Here is a 17,907-nt window from a genome sequence, read left to right as displayed (position 1 = left end):
GTGTTAATTTTGAGGATTTACATATTACATAATTAATTGTTGCATCATAAATAGTATGATATAATATTATTATCAGAATTTAGTACCAGGTAATAAATTAAGGAGAGAGCCTATGAAACTAAAAGAATTAAAAATAGCTAATATTACTGTGCCTATACCTATAATCCAAGGAGGTATGGCAGTTAGAATTTCTACTGCACCACTTGCTGCTGCTGTTGCAAACGAAGGTGGAATTGGAACTATTGCAGGAACTGGAATGGGAATTGATGAATTGAAAAATGAAATTCGTAAAGCTAGAAGGATGACAAATGGAGTTATAGGAGTTAATGTACTCTTTGCTGTAAAAGATTTTGCTAATCTTGTAAAAGCCTCTATAGAAGAACGTATTGATTTAGTAATATCTGGAGCAGGATTCTCTAGAGATATGTTCTGTTGGGGAAAAGAAACTAATACCCCAATAATACCGATTGTTTCTTCTGCTAAGTTAGCAGTTATGGCAGAAAAACTTGGGGCTGCTGCTGTTGTGGTTGAAGGTAAGGAAGCTGGTGGGCATTTAGGTACAGATAAACCTATGAAAGATATACTCCCTGATGTATGTAAAGCAGTAAAAATACCTGTTATTGCTGCTGGTGGAATAATAGATGGGAAAGATATTATAGATGCTATAAAACTTGGAGCAAGTGGAGTTCAAATGGGTACAAGATTTGTTGCCAGCGAGGAATCTAACGCATCAGATGAAATGAAAAAATTATATATTAATTCAGACGAAAGTGATGTTGTTTTAGTTAAAAGTCCAGTTGGCCTACCAGGACAGAGTTTAAGAAATTCTTTTTATGATCTTGTAGAAAGTGAAAATGCCCCTAAAATTAGTAACTGTACACAGTGTCTTAAAAGATGCTCCCATAGTTTTTGTATAATGGATGCTCTTGTTAACGCATGTAAATCTGGAGATCCTAATAAAGCTTTGATATTCTCTGGCGAGCATGTTCACAGAATAAAGGAAATTCTTTCAGTTCATGATATATTCAAAAAATTACTCAGTGAAGTTGCACAATTCTAAAAAGGAGACTTATTAATAAGTCTCCTTTTAAATTAATTTGAAGATGAACTAACTGCTGTACAAGCAGTAACACATGCAAGAACAGCAGCTGTTTGAGCAGCTATCAATACCTCTACAGATATACCAAATGTAGTTTCAATAAATTCATGCTTGTTAGTATTTATATATTCCCAGCTAATAATACTTGAAGCTAGTAGTATATTCATTCCCTTTCCAAGCCACTTATACTTTTTCAATCCATTAATATAGTTTGATGTGCTAATTACATCATTTAATGCCCTATCAATATCATCTCCTAATAAACTTATAATGCCTAGTACTGCATAGTATTCAGATCCTATCTTTAATTTATTATCTTTTAACTTGTCGTATATGTTCTTACATCTTTTTGCTTTTAATGTACTTTCTTCTTCACTTAGGGATAAAATATGAGATAGAAATTGAAGATTATTTCCTTTTGAGAAACCTTCTTTATTCAATTCATTGTAACACCTTTCTACCTCCTTAGTAATTATGTCTATATCTTTATTAAGTGATGCTAATAATATGCATAAAGGATAATCTTGCTCTCCAGTTATCCAAGGATGCTTCTTTTTTATATCGGAGTATATATCGTAGGCTCTATTTATTATCTTTTCTACATTATCTTTATTATAAGTCGATGTCAAAGAATAACTAGCTAGTGGCAAATAATTTCCGCCTTTAAATCCAGCTTTTCTAAGTTTTTCGTAGTATTTCAAAATTTCCATGAACTTTTCTTTAGGGTTATCATATTGGCTACATAAAAGCATACTCAATGTGAATAAATTATTTCCTCTAAAATTTGAAAATATACCTGTATTTTCTTTTATAAACTTTCTCATATCTTCTATTTCATACTTATCAAATTTTTTACCCTTTAAAGTATAAATTAGTGCCATGAAATGTCTTGATAAATCATTTTCCCACATATATTGCTTTGTTATATCTAGATAAGTTTCATTCATGCTATCAACTTTCTTTATTATATCAATATTCAATTTATTACCCCCCCCTTAAAGAGATTCTCTTATATCTTTTATAATCATCTGAACACTAACTCTACCATTGTATTCATTAATTTCAGGAGCAAAAACAACATCAACTAAATCTTGACATTCTAAATTGCTGTATTTTTCTGCTAAGGAAAATCCTATTCCATTTAGAAATATATTTTCTTTCTTTCCACTTAACTTAAGATGTGCTTCGTTATTTCCACAGAATTTTGTAAAATCTTTATTGACCTGTATATTCTCTATCATAAATAATGGCTCAGGGTTCCCTATTCCGTACGGTTCAAGTTTTGATATTTCATTTATTAACTCCATAGTTAACTCACTAGGGTTTATCTTCGCTGTAACATCAAGCTTTGGAATAAATATATCAGGGTTATCTAGTTTTATCTGCATAGCCTTAGCATTGAGTCTTTCTCTTAATTCATCTAATTTATCTTCTTCTAAAGAGAATCCGCACGCCATTTCGTGACCACCAAATCCTATAAATAGGTCTGAAACTTCCTTAAGTTCTTCGTATATATCTATGCCTTTAATACTTCTACCGCTTCCCTTCAGATACCCCTCACTACTCTTACTTACAACAAGTGTAGGTTTGTAGAATAAATCTTTTATTCTTCCAGCAACAATACCTATAACACCTTCAGATACATTGTCTGCCCTGACTACTAAAAAGTCGTAATTCATGTAATTAGTTTCAACTAGCTCTATGCAGTATTCTTCTCCTTTTTCCTGAACTTTTTGCCTTTCTACATTTAGTTCATGTAGTTTCTTAGCTAGCTTTAACGCATTATCTTTATCGGTTTCTAAAAGAAGCTTAACTCCTAACTTAGCATCTTCTATTCTTCCTGCAGCATTAAAACATGGTCCAATAGTATATCCTATTCTACCTGAATCAATTTCTTTTTCTTTAAGTCCAACAACTTCTCTTAAAACAGCTAGCCCTAGCCTAGTATCTTTATTTATAAACCTTAACCCGTACTTTATGAGAGTTCTATTTTCATCAACTAAAGGTACCATATCTGCTATTGTAGCTAAAGTTACAAGATCTAAAAGGCTATTCAAAATCTTTTTATCAATTTTTAAAGTTCTTTGAAGTGCTTGAGCTAACTTAAATGCTATTCCACACCCACAAAGTTCTTTAAATGGATATTCATCTCCTTTTTGTTTGGCATTTATCAGTATAGAATTAGGAAGCTTATCTGGTGGGTTATGATGATCGGTAACAATAACATCAAGTCCTATTTCCGTTGCGTACTTTATTTCATTAAATGAACTAACTCCATTATCAACCGTAATGATTAAATCTGCGTTCATTACTTCTTTTATATATTTTATAGCTTCGTTATTCAATCCATATCCTTCAGAGAACCTGTTGGGTATATAGTAATCTATATTATTTGTAATATTACTCAAGAATTGGACTAATAGTGTAGTAGCAGTTACACCGTCAACATCGTAATCACCGAATATTACTATCTTGCTTTCTTTTTCTATGTGATATTTTATCTTATCTACTGCTTTATCCATATTTTTTAATAGAAAAGGATCATATGTCTTTTTGGGGTTATCGCTTAGAAATTCTTCTATCTCTTCATAACCTATTCCTCTATATCTAAGTATATTCTCAATTAAAGATCCATTATTTATTTTTTCTATTTTCAAATTCCATATCTTATTCATTAAGCCCTCCACATTATAGTAATTTAAATTTTAGTAATTATCATAAAAGGTATTTTATATAATTATAGCGAAATTATATAAACGATACAAATTTTATTAAGGAGGTGAATTGGTAATGATAGTTACAAGTACTAATTTGATAGAAGGTAAGAAGATTAAAGAGTATAAAGGAATGGTATTTGGAGAAGTTATAACAGGTATAAATATAGTAAAAGATTTTATGGCTGGCCTTTCCGATATATTCGGTGGAAGATCACAATCTTATGAAAATGAGCTTATAAAGGCAAGAGAAAACGCCATAGATGAGATGAAGAAAAGAGCAAAATCTATGGGTGCAAATGCTGTAATAGGTGTTGATGTTGATTATGAAGTTCTAGGGCAAAATGGAAGTATGATGATGGTAAGTGTTTCTGGTACTGCAGTTGTGTTAGAATAATTTTGACAAAGGAGATGAATTATGAAAAACTTTAATGACCTTCTTAGTAAATATGCAAAACTTGCTGTTAGCGTAGGAGTAAATATCCAAGATGGACAAACATTAGTTATAAATTCTCCTATTGAATGTGCACATTTTACAAGACTTCTAGCAAAAGAAGCATATAACCTAGGAGCAAAAGATGTTCATGTTGAATGGAACGACGATGAACTTACTTTAATGAAATACATGAATGCACCTTGCGAAGTGTTTGAACAATTCCCAAAGTGGAAAGTTGATACGTATGAAACTCTAGCAAAAGAAGGTGCAGCATTTTTATCTATTTCTGCATCTAATCCTGAACTTTTAAAAAATGTAGATCCTGATAAAGTAGCTTTGTCTAATAAGGTAAGATCTAAGGCACTAAAAAATTACAGAGAATACGTTATGGGCAATAATGTGTCTTGGTGTGTTGTTTCTGTTCCTACTAAAGATTGGGCAAATAAGGTATACCCAAACTTATCTCCTGAAGAATCTGTTGAAAAACTTTGGGATAGTATATTTAAGATAGTAAGAGTAGACTCAGATGATCCTATAAAGGCCTGGGATAATCACATAAAGATGTTAAATGAAAAAGTAGAATTTCTAAACTCTAACAAATTCAAAACTCTTCATTTAACATCTGAAGGGACTGATCTTACTATAGAACTTCCACCTAAACATGTATGGACTGGTGGTGGTGAGTATAATACTAAGGGAACTTATTTTGTTGCTAATATGCCAACAGAAGAAATATTTACCCTTCCACTAAAAACAGGAATAAACGGAAAAGTTAAAAGTACTAAACCACTTAATTATAGTGGAAATATAATTGATAATTTCACTTTAACATTTAAAGACGGTAAAATAGTTGATTTTACTGCAGAAAAAGGATATGAAACTTTAAAGAAATTAATAGAAACAGATGAAGGATCTTGTTATATGGGAGAAGTTGCTTTAGTACCTCATAATTCTCCTATTTCAAACTTAGATACTATCTTTTACAACACACTATTTGATGAAAACGCTTCTTGTCATCTAGCTTTTGGAATGGCTTATCCGATTTGCTTAGAAGATGGAAATAAAATGACAGAAGACGAACTTATAAAACAAGGTGCTAATATGTCTTTAGTTCACGTTGACTTTATGATAGGTTCTCACGACCTTGATATAGTAGGTGAAACTATAGAAGGAAAAAGAATTCAAATCTTTAAAGATGGAAACTGGGCATAAAAATAAAGGATGAAATTCTCATCCTTTATTTTTTACAAAGTATATATGTTGACAAAGCTGGAATACTTATATTATTAAACCTTTTAGATCTTTTATATATTCCATCTAAGTTAACTTCATATTCATTTCCTATAATTTTCCAATTGTCACTCATTGGTAATTGTATTTTCACTTCTCTTCTATTTGCATTATGCACTATTAATATATTTTTATAATCTTCTTTGTAAGGCGAAGTTATTAAGTATCCTACACAACTTTCAGGACAATCTATAAATGTTAGATATTTTCTTATATCATCTTTATTTTCTAAATTCATAACACGTTGGCTTTTTCTAAAACGTATAAGTCCCTTTATATATTCGAAAGTTTCTTTATATTTGTATTTATCATTCCAATTAATCTTATTTATTTCATCTCCTAGATTATAACTATTGTGATGTCCTCTTTTACTTTTTAGAATTTCACTTCCCCCATGAATAAATGGTATTCCATAGGATGTAAGTATTATAGATAAAGCTAATCTGTTCATTTTCTCTATTTCATACTCGGTAGTGTCACTACTAGTTTTCTTTATTTTGTCAAATAATGTTAGATTATCATGACAACTGACGTAATTTATAGTTTCTATAGGATTATCACAAAATCCATTTATATCATTGCTGTAGAATATGTTTCCTACTATACCTTTTTTTACTTCTGATTCTAGCCAACGACCACCATTAATAAATCCAAGTCCATATCCATCGTTGTCTCCCTTTATTGCATTTCTAAAATCATCATTAAATACAGCTATATTACTTCCTCGCTGTTTTCCCTTAGTAAACATCAGATGAGGGCTTAATATACTTTCTCCTCCAGCCCATGGCTCACCATATATTAGTATATCTGACTTAATAGTTCTTAGTTCTTTTTCTATTTCTTTCATAGTGTATATATCCATTATACCCATAAGATCAAATCTAAATCCATCTATCTTATATTCATTCACCCAGAACTTCAAAGAATCTATTATAAATTTTCTTACCATTTCCTTCTCTGTCCCTATTTCATTTCCACATCCAGAACCATTTGAATACTTGCCATCGTCATTTATTCTATAATAGTATTTAGGAACTAAGATATCAAATGGTGACGTTTCTACTTTGTATGTGTGATTATACACAACATCCATGATAACCCTTATATCATTTTCATGCAAAGACTTTATCATTTCTTTCAACTCTTTAATTCTTACTGTTCCATCGTATGGATTTGTGGAATAAGATCCTTCAGGAACATTGTATAAATGAGGATCATACCCCCAATTATACTCATCTTTAGTTTCATCTACACTTCCAAAATCAAATATAGGTAGTATATGAATATGTGTTACTCCAAGTTCTTTCAGATAATCTAAAGCTGCACTTTCTGTAAAAGCCAAGTATTTACCTTTGTTTTTAATATCCACATTACCCACTGTAAAATCCCTTATATGAGTTTCGTATATTATAACTTGTGCTTGACTTATTGGATTTGGTAATCTATGATTCTCCCAACCCTTTGGATTTATCGATTTAAAATCTACAATCATACCTTTTTGTCCATTTGCAGTAGACCCTTTAGTATATGGGTCTACTGTTTCTTTTTCTAATTCACCTATAGTTACTTTATATGTGTAGTATTTATTTTTATAATCTCCATATAACTTAAATTCCCAAATTCCATTCTCCTGTTTATTCATTATATATTCTTTTCCAGTAGTATCATCGTAATTATCATATATAACTAATTTAACATTTTGTGAAGGTGGAGACCATACTTTAAATATAGTACACTCTTTAGAGTAGTTAGCTCCTAAATCATTTCCATTGTATATGTATTCCTCATAATATTTCATTTTTAATCCCCTCTTTACAAAAGCCATTTCTTAATACTATGAGTGATCTACATTCCATATTCCTTTTGCATATTCATATATAGTATTGTCACTTGAAAATATCCCTGAGTGAGCTATGTTTACAAGTGACATTTCAGACCATTTAGACTGATTTTTATAAAGTACATCTATTTGTTGATGTGCCTTTGAGTATGCTTCAAAATCCTTTAGTACAAAATAAGGATCATTACCGTATAGTACTGAGTCATATATTGAATAAAATTCATTTCTATCATCCACTAAAGAACCATCTATAAGACTACTTATTACTTTATTTATTCGAATGTCGTTGTTATAAATATCTTTAGAATTATATTTTCCACTATTACTAAGTTCATAGAACTCTTTTGCTTTAAGACCAAATAAAACTATATTTTCCTCACCTATAGCCTTTGCTATCTCAATATTTGCTCCATCTAAAGTAGCTATAGTTATAGCTCCATTCATCATAAATTTCATATTTCCTGTTCCTGATGCTTCCTTAGTAGTAGTAGATATTTGCTCGCTTACATTTGATGCTGGAATTATATTTTCAGCAAGACTTACGCCGTAATTCTCCATGAATACAACTTTTATTTTATCTTTTATCCTCTTGTCATTATTGATTTTGTAAGCAACAGAATTTATAAGCTTTATTATTTTTTTCGCCATATAGTATCCTGGGGCTGCTTTTCCTGAGAATATAAATGTCCTCGGAGTTATATCAAGATTAGGATTTTCTAAAAGTATATTGTATAGATACATAACGTGAAATATATTCAATGTTTGTCTTTTATATTCATGTATCCTTTTTATGTGAACATCAAATATAGAATCTGTGTCTATATCTATTGAATATTTATCCTTTATTATTCTAGCTAAATTATCTTTATTTTTTCTTTTTATGTTATATATTCTTTCTTGTAAAGATTTATCGTCCTTATATTTTAATAAATCTATAAGTCTCATAGGGTCATATATCCACTCAGAGCCTATAGTTTCTGTTATTAACTCTGAAAGAAGTGGATTACATTTTAATAACCACCTTCTATGTGTTATACCGTTAGTTTTATTATTGAACTTATAAGGATATATACTGTAAAAATCATTTAACTCTTTCTTTTTTAATATCTCAGTATGAAGCTGAGCAACTCCATTTACACTGTAACTTCCTACAATAGCTAGATTCGCCATTTTAACTAAGTTATCAGATATTATGGACATATTTCTTATCTTATTTTGATCTAAATGATGATTTTCTATTAACTCTTTACAAAATCTTCTATTAATCTCTTCAACTATCATATATATTCTAGGCAATAGACTTTGGAATAATTCTACATTCCATTTTTCTAAGGCTTCTGACATTATTGTATGATTTGTGTATGATATCGTATTTTTGGTTATTTCCCACGCCTCATCCCAGTCTAAGTTTTCTTCATCTACAAGAACTCTCATAAGTTCTGGAACTGCAAGTGCCGGATGTGTGTCATTTATGTGAATAGAAACATATTTACTAAAATCATATATGGAATTTCCTGTCTTTTTGTAATTTCTCACTATACTCTTTATCCCTGCACAAACAAAGAAGTACTCCTGCTTTAACCTTAATATTCTTCCTTGCTCACAGTTATCGTTAGGATACAATAAATTACATATAGCATCAGCTTTATGTTTATTTTCGAATGCTTTTACATACTCTCCGCTACTAAATAACTCATAATCAAATTCATCTTCTGCACTAGCACTCCAAAGTCTTAGGGTATTAACTCTACTATTGTGGTATCCAACAATAGGTATATCATAAGGTGTAGCAATAACACTTTCATAATTTTCATGAACAAAACTCAATCTATTATTTTCATATTTCATTATGACATTTCCATAAAACTTTACTTCAACAGATTCATCTTTTCTTTTTATTTCCCATATATTTTCGTTTTCGAGCCAATTATCAGGGCATTCAACCTGATATCCATCAACTATTCTTTGCTTAAACAACCCATAGTTATATCTAATTCCACATCCATGACCAGGCACATCAATACTTGCCATAGAGTCTAAAAAACATGCAGCTAGTCTTCCTAGTCCACCGTTTCCAAGTCCCATATCTACTTCTACTTCCTCTATTTCACTCAAATTTATTCCAAGTTCACTTAGTCCTCTTTCGCAGATATCTTTTATACCTAGGTTTATAAGATTGCTAACTAAAAGCTTTCCCATCAAAAACTCCATAGAAAAATAGTGTACTTGCTTTTTTCCTTCTTTTATATATTCTTCATTTGTTTTTACCCAATTTGTATATATATATTCTTTCACTAAAGAACACAAAGCTAGGTATTTATCTAGCTTTGTTGCATCATTTATATTTTTTCCTCTAACAGTTTGTAGTAACTTTAGATATTTTTCCTTAAATTCACTTTTGGTAATATTCATATATAACCCCCTTACAAAAGATCTTCATACAACTTTATATATACATTAGCTGAATTTTTCCAACTATAATCTTGACTCATTGCATTTTTCATAATTTGATTCCATACATCCTTATCCTGATAGAACTTTAATGCTCTCTCAATTGTGTAAAGCATATCGTGTGCATTATAGTTAGTAAAGCTAAATCCATTTCCACTACATGTAAATTCATTATAAGAGGCAACTGTATCTTTAAGACCACCTGTTTCTCTCACTATAGGAATGGTTCCGTATCTTAAAGCAATCAACTGTGCAAGCCCGCAAGGCTCGAACTTTGATGGCATTAAGAACATATCAGATCCTGCATATATTTTATGAGCTAAAGAATTGTCAAACATAATATTTATAGAAAGCTTATCTTTATATCTATCTTTATAACTTTTGATTATGTTCTCAAAATAAGGATTTCCACTTCCTAGTATTACCATTTGTACATCTTTAGATAAAATTTCATCTAATACATGTATTACCAAATCAAGCCCCTTCATACTGTCAAGTCTCGTAACCATGCCTATAATCGGAACATCTTTTTTTGGCATTCCCAAATATTCCTGAAGATACATTTTATTTTTTTTCTTATTTTCTAAAGAATCCTTATCATAGTTTATAAATATGTTTTTGTCAGTTTGTGGGTTATAAATGTCGTAATCTAAGCCATTTACTATACCATGCAAAATATCTTTTTTACTTCTTAATAATCCATCTAATCTTTCTCCATAGTATGAGTACTGTATTTCCTGTGCATAACTTTCACTCACAGTAGTTATCACGTTAGAATGGTTTATTCCACCTTTCATGAAGTTTATAGCTCCGTAAAACTCTATAGAGTCTTGATTGTAATACTCCATTCCAAGATTTAATAATTCTCCTAATATTTCTGGTGGGAATATCCCTTGATATTTTAAGTTATGTATTGTAAATACAGTCTTTATATTTTTATATGCTGGATTTTGTCTATAATGAGCGTCTAAAAGTACTGGTATCATACCTGTATGCCAATCATTGCAATGAATGATATCAGGCTTAAAATCTATATGATTTATCATTTCTAGTACAGATCTATTGAAAAAGGCAAATCTTTCTGCATCATCATAAAAACCGTAATATCCACCTTCTCTTTTAAAATAATACTCATTATCTATAAAATAATAAGGTATATTTTCATTCTCTAAGTACTCTATACCACAGTATTGCATTCTCCACCCTACAGGTACATTTATACTTTTTATAAGCTTCATATTATCTTTGAATTTATTATTCATACTATTATACTTTGGAAGTACAACTCTTACATCTATTCCCATCTTCCTAAGCTCTTTTGGCAAAGAAAAAGCCACATCTGCAAGGCCTCCTGTCTTGAAGAAAGGAACGCCTTCAGATGCAACATAAAGTATCTTTATCAAATTTATCCCCCCATAATATTATAATTTAGAATTTTTCTGTATGACTAATGGTTTTCTAATATGTCCTAGCAACACTTTCTCTTCGCATACATTAACATTTTTATCTAATATTGTATTTTCAACATGTGTATTCTCCCCTATATTACATTTAGCCATCACAACACTATCTCTAATTACAGTTCCTCTCCCGACTTTAACTCCTCTTCCTATAACGCTATTTTCTACAATTCCTTCTATAATGCATCCATTAGCCACTATAGAATTTATAACACGGGAGCTTTCTTTATATTTAGTAGGTGCCCCATCTTTCACCTTTGTATATATATATCCATGCTTATAGAATAGTTCTTCATACACTTTATTATCGAGAAGCTCTATATTTGCTTTGTGATAATTTTCTATTGAATTTATGCAAGATACATAACCATCAAATTTGTAACTATTCACATTAAGTTTTTCTATATTATGATATATTGCATTTTTCAAGTACCCATGTGTTCCACCTGATATACTATCTTCTATAATTTTTATTAATAACTCTTTTTTCATTATATATATTTCCATAGACATATTACATTTTTCTCTGCTACCTATATTTTTTCCTATACAACTAACTTTTCCTTCTTCATCAAGACTTAAAGTATCGCAGTTCAAAAACTTATCATCTTTGTTTTCAATTTCCTTATAAACTATAGTTATATCAGCCCCACTATTCTTGTGGTATTTAATCGCACTTTTTAGATCTATATTGCATATCATATAGCTTCTACTTAAAACTACATACTTTTGCTTACTTCCCTTTATATAATCTAAATTATCTTTAAAATTTCTTATATCCCCTTTATATACTACCCTTTCAGATAAATCAACTTCTGAACCAAATACAAATAAGCCATCTATTTTTCTATTTAAGTCCCATTCCTTACCAGTCCCTAGGTGTTCCCTTAAAGATCTTGATTTTTCCTGAGTAAATATAGCTACATTCTCAATACCTGCATTAACCATATTAGAAAGCATAAAATCTATAACCCTATACCTGCCAGCTATAGGTATACTTGCAATAGGTCTATTTTTAGTAAGGTCCCCCATAAGCCCTTCATTTTCACTTAAATTTATTATTCCCATAACATCAAGCATATTTTATCCCCCTTATCTAAACTTCTTCAGTTATCACATTTATGTTGTTTTCATTTGCTATTATACTTCCACACTTTACCCTTGCATTACTCATAACTATAGCTTTCTTTATTACTACATTATCCTCTATTTTTGCACCTGGCATTATTACAGAGTCTATTACTTTAGAGTTCTTTCCTATATAAGTACCTGGAAATAATACACTATTTTTAACTTCTCCATGAATTATACATCCTTCATTTAATAATGATGATTTAACACTTCCAGTTTTACTTATATAGTGTGGAGGATTCATAGGGTTATTTGAATATATCTTCCAATTAGGATTGTATAAATCTAACTTATTGTCTTCTTTTAGTAAATCCATATTAGCTTCCCATAAACTGTCAACCGTTCCTACATCCTTCCAATAGCCATCAAATACATATGTATGTAAATCTACACCGCTTTTAAGCATTTTAGGAATTATATTCTTTCCAAAATCATTACTAGAACTCTTGTCTTTTTCATCTTCTATCAAGTACTGCTTTAGAACTTTCCAATTAAATATATATATCCCCATTGAAGCCAGGTTACTTTTTGGATTTTGTGGTTTTTCCTCAAATTCAACTATCTTCCCTTCACTGTCTACATTCATAATTCCAAATCTACTAGCTTCTTCTAAAGGAACTTCAATAACTGCAATAGTAGCGTCTGAACCCTTATTTTTATGATGTTCAAGCATCAATGAGTAGTCCATTTTGTATATATGATCTCCAGACAAAATTAAAACATATTCAGGATCGTATCTTTCTACAAACTCTATGTTTTCATATATAGCATTAGCTGTTCCCTTATACCATCTTCCTCCATCAGTACATGTGTAAGGTGGTAAAATACTTACACCTCCATTTTTTCTATCTAAATCCCATGCACTACCTATTCCAATATGAGAATTTAATTCTAATGGTTGATATTGTGTAAGTACACCAACTGTATTAATTCCAGAGTTTGAACAATTGCTTAAAGTAAAATCTATAATTCTATATTTACCACCAAAAGGTACTGCTGGTTTCGCTATTTTCTTTGTTAATTCATTTAATCTAGAACCTTGTCCACCTGCAAGCAGCATAGCTATAATTTCTTTTTTCTGTACTATCATTTTATCCCCCCTGATTTTGTCTCTATAATATATATTTAATAATTTCTTACTTAATTCTTATCATTTTCATCTTTAACTTCATTTTTACACTTTATAAACAGTGCACCAAGTGGTGGTAATTCTATAGATATGTGGTAAGGTTGGCTATTCCACCTTAAATCATTTGATACAAACACATTTTTATTTTCACATCCTGATCCACCGTATTTTTCAAGGTCACTATTAAATACTTCTTCATATTCACCCTTTTTAGGTACTCCAACCCTATAATTACTTCTTGGTACTGGGGTGAAATTGAATATTGCAATGATAAAGTCTTTCTCTCCCTTTCTCATAAAACTGATTATGCTTTCTTCATAATTTTGATGATCTATCCAACAAAATCCGTTATAATCACTTTCTAATTGATGTAATGACTTTTCATTTTTATACAGCTCAATAAGTTCTTTAAGGTAAGACTGTATTTTAGTATGCTTATCAAATTGCAACAACATCCAATCAAGCTCTTTATTGAAATTCCATTCTGCAAATTGACCAAATTCACTTCCCATAAATAAAAGCTTTTTACCTGGATGAGCTATCATATATGCATAAAGCAATCTAAGATTTGCAAACTTCTGCCAATAATCTCCTGGCATCTTCTCAAGCAAAGACTTCTTGCCATGTACTACTTCATCATGAGATAGTGGTAATATATACTTTTCTGAAAAAGCATAAGTAAATGAAAATGTGATTAAATTATGATGCCACTTTCTATATATTGGATCCATCTGCATGTACTTTAACATGTCATTCATCCATCCCATATTCCACTTAAAGTCAAATCCGAGTCCTCCAAGGTGAGATGGCTTAGTAACTTGAGGCCATGCAGTTGATTCTTCTGCTATCATAATTACATCTGGAAAATATATCTTTACAACTTCGTTTAGCTTCTTAATAAAATCTATCGCCTCTAAGTTTTCTTTTCCTCCATACTTATTAACCAATAAATCCCCGTTCTTTTTCCCTGCACCTAAATATAGCATGTACGATACTGCATCTACTCTCAATCCATCTATATGATATTTGTCCATCCAAAACAAAGCATTAGATATCAAGAAACTTTTTACATAATCTTTTTCGTAATCAAATATAGATGTACCCCACTCAACATTCTCTGACATTAATTCATTATCATATTCATAAACAGGAGATCCATCAAATCTATAAAGTCCATGCTCATCTTTACAAAAATGTCCTGGCACCCAATCTAAGATTACTCCTATTCCATTTTGATGAAATTTATCTACAAAATACATAAAGTCTTCTGGATTTCCATATCTGCTTGTCACACTATAATATCCCGTCACTTGATATCCCCACGACCCATCAAATGGATGTTCACATATAGGTAGCAACTCAATATGGCTGTATCCATTAGATAAGACATAATCAACAAGTTCATCTGCAATCTCTCTATAATTATAAAAATCTCCACTTTCCTTTCTTCTCCATGACCCTAGATGCAATTCATATATAAACATAGGGCTTTTATGTATATCCTCTTTATTTCTACTATTCATCCATTTATCATCATTCCATTTATATCTATCTAAAGATTTTATAATAGATGCTGTATCTGGTCTTAACTGAGAGAAATATGAATATGGATCTGCCTTTAGTATAACTCCGTTATCTTTAGTGCATATTTCATATTTGTATATATCTCCCTCATCTAAATCAGATATTACAATATGCCATATTCCTGTATCATCTATTTTTTTCATTTTATGTATATTGCCATTCCAATTATTAAAATCACCTACTACACTAACACTCTGTGCATTAGGTGCGAACAATGTAAAGCTTACACCATTAAATACAGAGCTGTTTATAATATGAGACCCTAAGTACTCATAGCTTTTATATGATTTACCTTGGCAAAATAGCTTTGTATCTAAAAAATATTTAGGTAGATAATAAGCCTTATATTTTTTCATAGACTCCCCCATCATATGTTTTATTTTCATATCACTTATATCTTTCGTGGAACTTTGTATACAAAACAAGTATATCTTGTGTTTTTGCTACGTTAATTTCATCATATTCTTCTTTTTATTAAATTATGACTATAATTTTTAAAAAAATAAGAGAGCCTGAACTTTAGACTCTCTTATCTACTCCACGATAATATTTTATATTTTTCTTTACCATCTGGTGCATCTATTTCTATTTCATCTCCACATTTTCTTCCTATAAGTGCCTTACCTAAAGGACTTACTTCTGAAATTTTATTTTCTAATATATCTGCTTTATGTGAATCTACAATATGATAACTTATTTGCTCATCATACTTATAATCATGCAATAATACATTACATCCTGTAACTATACGATTCCTCATATGCTCTTCTAGTATACTTATGATCAGGGCTTCAGGGTCGATATTATTAATATCTCTTGAAATCAAACTCTTACACTCCTTTTGCATATATTTAATCATTATACTAAAAGTTTTTTCCACATAATCAAAATATATACACATAATAAACCTTTTTAAGAAAATTTTGGAATCATGTTCAATTTTAGCAGATAATATTCTATATAGTTACAAATGGATTAATATATATATCTGATCTTATTATTTCAACATTTTTTAAATTAGCTTCTAGGTATCTTGAGGCTATATCAACAAATATTTTTTCACTTCCAAAGTGACCAGCATCAATAAGGCATATACCTAGTTCAAGAGCCTCTTGGGCTTCATGATATTTTACATCTCCTGTTATAAGTACATCTGCTTTCATTGAATAAGCGTTGTGAATCATGCTAGAGCCTGAACCGCTAACAACTGCAACCTTTTTTATTTCTTTATTTGGACTACCAACTATTCTAAGGTCTGATATATCGAGTTTTTCCTTCACATACTGAGCAAATACGCCTAGTGTCATATTTTCTTTAGAATCACCTATTCTTCCTAAACCATATTTCATACCTTCATTTCTAAGTTCATATATATCATATGCAACTTCTTCATATGGATGTGCATCTATCATTTTACTTATTACATTGCTCAAAATATTTTCACTACATATAGTTTCTATTCTTACTTCTTGAACCTTTTCTAAATTTCCTTTACTTCCTATATATGGATTAGTATTCTCAAGAGGCATGAATGTACCAATGCCTTTAGTATTGAAAGTGCAATTACTATAATTTCCTATATGACCTGCTCCTGATAAGCCTAGGGCTTCTCTCACCTTATCTTCATGAGATAGTGGTACATATACAACTATTTTATACATTTTGTCCGCTTTAGTCTTATCTAGTATTTTTATATTTTCAAGTTCTAACATACTACATATTTCATCATTTAATCCGTCGTAAGCTATGTCAAAATTAGTATGAGAAGAATATACAGCTATGTCATTTTTAATAAGCTTATATATACAATTTCCTTTGGGAGTATCCTTTGTTACTCTTTTTAATCCTTTAAATAAAAAAGGATGATGAGTAATTACTAAGTCTACATCTTTTTCTATTGCTTCATCTACAACTTCTTCAGTAGCCTCAAGTGCTACTAATATCTTTCTTATATCTCTTTGAGAATCTCCGATGATTAACCCTATGTTGTCCCAATCATACGCTAAATTCTTTGGATATTTATTTTCAAATATTTTTATTATATCTTTAAGAAGCATACTTTTTCATCTCCTCAAATTTATTTATTTTATTCATACATTCTACTTTTTTATTTTCTATTTCATCTCCACTTAATCCTTCTATTTTATGTAGAACTCTTTTATATTCATTTATCCTTTTGTCTATTAACTCTAATAAAAGAGGGTCTTTATTTTCTATTAATTTTTTACCTATTTCATAGTAAATTTCATCTTCTATAAATTCTTGATTTCCAGTGTATTTAGCAACTATTATCTCATATATTCTAAATTCTTCTTTTACTAAAACTTCATCTAGTATACTAAATCCGTTATCAATTAAATATTTTCTAAGATTAGATGAGCTTTGCATTGGTTGAAGTATCATTTTATTTAATGATTTTGCAACTTCTATCGAATCTCTTATTATATCAGATATAAGAACTCCACCCATGCCAGCTATTATAACCTCTTCAACTTCTCCTTTTTTTATAACTTTAAGTCCAGATCCTAATCTCAAATCAACTTTATCTTGTAAAGCATTTGCCTTAACTTCTTTCTTTGCATTTTCAAGAGGTCCTTTATTTATATCAGCAGCTATTGCAAAATTTATAATATTATTTCTGAGAAGATATATTGGTATATATCCATGATCCGTTCCTATATCAGCTATTGTAGAATTACTCGTAACTAAACTAGCAATTTTTTGAAGTCTTTCACTTAATTTCACTTAATGCACATCCTTTCTAGTATTTAAA

14 protein-coding genes are annotated in these 17,907 nt (G+C 30.2%); 3 read left to right on the top strand and 11 right to left on the bottom strand.

The features are described from left to right. The first annotated feature begins 112 nt into the window (after positions 1–112). A complete protein-coding gene (locus CLOTH_RS01755; RefSeq protein ID WP_079410630.1) occupies positions 113–1,060 on the top strand; it encodes an NAD(P)H-dependent flavin oxidoreductase in 948 nt (315 codons plus the stop codon). A 32-nt stretch (positions 1,061–1,092) separates the two neighbouring features. Here CLOTH_RS01755 and CLOTH_RS01750 read toward each other — a convergent pair whose 3' ends face one another. Further along, a complete protein-coding gene (locus CLOTH_RS01750) occupies positions 1,093–2,079 on the bottom strand; it encodes a DUF4003 family protein (RefSeq protein ID WP_079410627.1) in 987 nt (328 codons plus the stop codon). A 15-nt stretch (positions 2,080–2,094) separates the two neighbouring features. Further along, on the bottom strand, positions 2,095–3,774 hold the full coding sequence (gene recJ, locus CLOTH_RS01745) for a single-stranded-DNA-specific exonuclease RecJ (RefSeq protein ID WP_079410625.1): 1,680 nt from the start codon (positions 3,772–3,774) through the stop codon (positions 2,095–2,097). Positions 3,775–3,889: 115 nt separating this feature from the next. Here recJ and CLOTH_RS01740 point away from each other — a divergent pair, with 115 nt between their 5' ends. Both CLOTH_RS01740 and CLOTH_RS01735 read left to right on the top strand, forming a co-directional pair. Then, positions 3,890–4,210 (top strand): YbjQ family protein, encoded by a 321-nt coding sequence (locus CLOTH_RS01740; RefSeq protein ID WP_079410622.1) that lies wholly within the window; start codon positions 3,890–3,892, stop codon positions 4,208–4,210. Between the two features lie 21 nt (positions 4,211–4,231). After that, entirely contained in the window at positions 4,232–5,461 is a 1,230-nt protein-coding gene (locus CLOTH_RS01735) for an aminopeptidase (protein ID WP_079410619.1), read from the top strand. 25 nt (positions 5,462–5,486) lie between these two features. On the opposite strand, the gene pulA is transcribed toward CLOTH_RS01735, so the two are convergent. From pulA to CLOTH_RS01690, 9 genes are all read right to left on the bottom strand, one after another. Continuing rightward, complete coding sequence (pulA, locus tag CLOTH_RS01730; protein ID WP_158080441.1) at positions 5,487–7,337, bottom strand: type I pullulanase; 1,851 nt, start codon at positions 7,335–7,337, stop codon at positions 5,487–5,489. 36 nt (positions 7,338–7,373) lie between these two features. Further along, entirely contained in the window at positions 7,374–9,791 is a 2,418-nt protein-coding gene (locus CLOTH_RS01725; protein ID WP_079410615.1) for a glycogen/starch/alpha-glucan phosphorylase, read from the bottom strand. A gap of 11 nt (positions 9,792–9,802) precedes the next feature. Continuing rightward, on the bottom strand, positions 9,803–11,233 hold the full coding sequence (glgA, locus tag CLOTH_RS01720; RefSeq protein ID WP_079410613.1) for a glycogen synthase GlgA: 1,431 nt from the start codon (positions 11,231–11,233) through the stop codon (positions 9,803–9,805). An 18-nt stretch (positions 11,234–11,251) separates the two neighbouring features. Continuing rightward, positions 11,252–12,370 carry a glucose-1-phosphate adenylyltransferase subunit GlgD gene (gene glgD / locus CLOTH_RS01715; RefSeq protein ID WP_079410611.1) on the bottom strand — a complete coding sequence of 373 codons (1,119 nt, stop codon included), beginning with the start codon at positions 12,368–12,370 and terminating at the stop codon, positions 11,252–11,254. A 16-nt stretch (positions 12,371–12,386) separates the two neighbouring features. After that, the gene (locus CLOTH_RS01710) at positions 12,387–13,511 is read right to left on the bottom strand and encodes a glucose-1-phosphate adenylyltransferase (RefSeq protein WP_079410609.1); all 1,125 of its coding nucleotides are present in this window, start codon (positions 13,509–13,511) and stop codon (positions 12,387–12,389) included. 50 nt (positions 13,512–13,561) lie between these two features. After that, on the bottom strand, positions 13,562–15,490 hold the full coding sequence (glgB, locus tag CLOTH_RS01705) for a 1,4-alpha-glucan branching protein GlgB (RefSeq protein WP_079410607.1): 1,929 nt from the start codon (positions 15,488–15,490) through the stop codon (positions 13,562–13,564). 173 nt (positions 15,491–15,663) lie between these two features. Beyond that, positions 15,664–15,960 (bottom strand): GreA/GreB family elongation factor, encoded by a 297-nt coding sequence (locus tag CLOTH_RS01700; RefSeq protein WP_158080440.1) that lies wholly within the window; start codon positions 15,958–15,960, stop codon positions 15,664–15,666. A 130-nt stretch (positions 15,961–16,090) separates the two neighbouring features. Next, entirely contained in the window at positions 16,091–17,191 is a 1,101-nt protein-coding gene (locus CLOTH_RS01695; RefSeq protein ID WP_079410602.1) for a Nif3-like dinuclear metal center hexameric protein, read from the bottom strand. Next, the gene (locus tag CLOTH_RS01690) at positions 17,181–17,879 is read right to left on the bottom strand and encodes a tRNA (adenine(22)-N(1))-methyltransferase (protein WP_079410599.1); all 699 of its coding nucleotides are present in this window, start codon (positions 17,877–17,879) and stop codon (positions 17,181–17,183) included. The genes CLOTH_RS01695 and CLOTH_RS01690 overlap by 11 nt, the downstream gene beginning before the upstream one ends. Positions 17,880–17,907 lie beyond the last annotated feature (28 nt).

It is taken from the genome of Alkalithermobacter paradoxus (genome assembly GCA_002029295.1).
Classification (GTDB): Bacteria; Bacillota; Clostridia; order Peptostreptococcales; family Peptostreptococcaceae; genus Alkalithermobacter; species Alkalithermobacter paradoxus.
The sequence above is the reverse complement of the archived record's forward strand: the minus strand, read 5'-3'. Positions and strand labels throughout refer to the sequence as shown.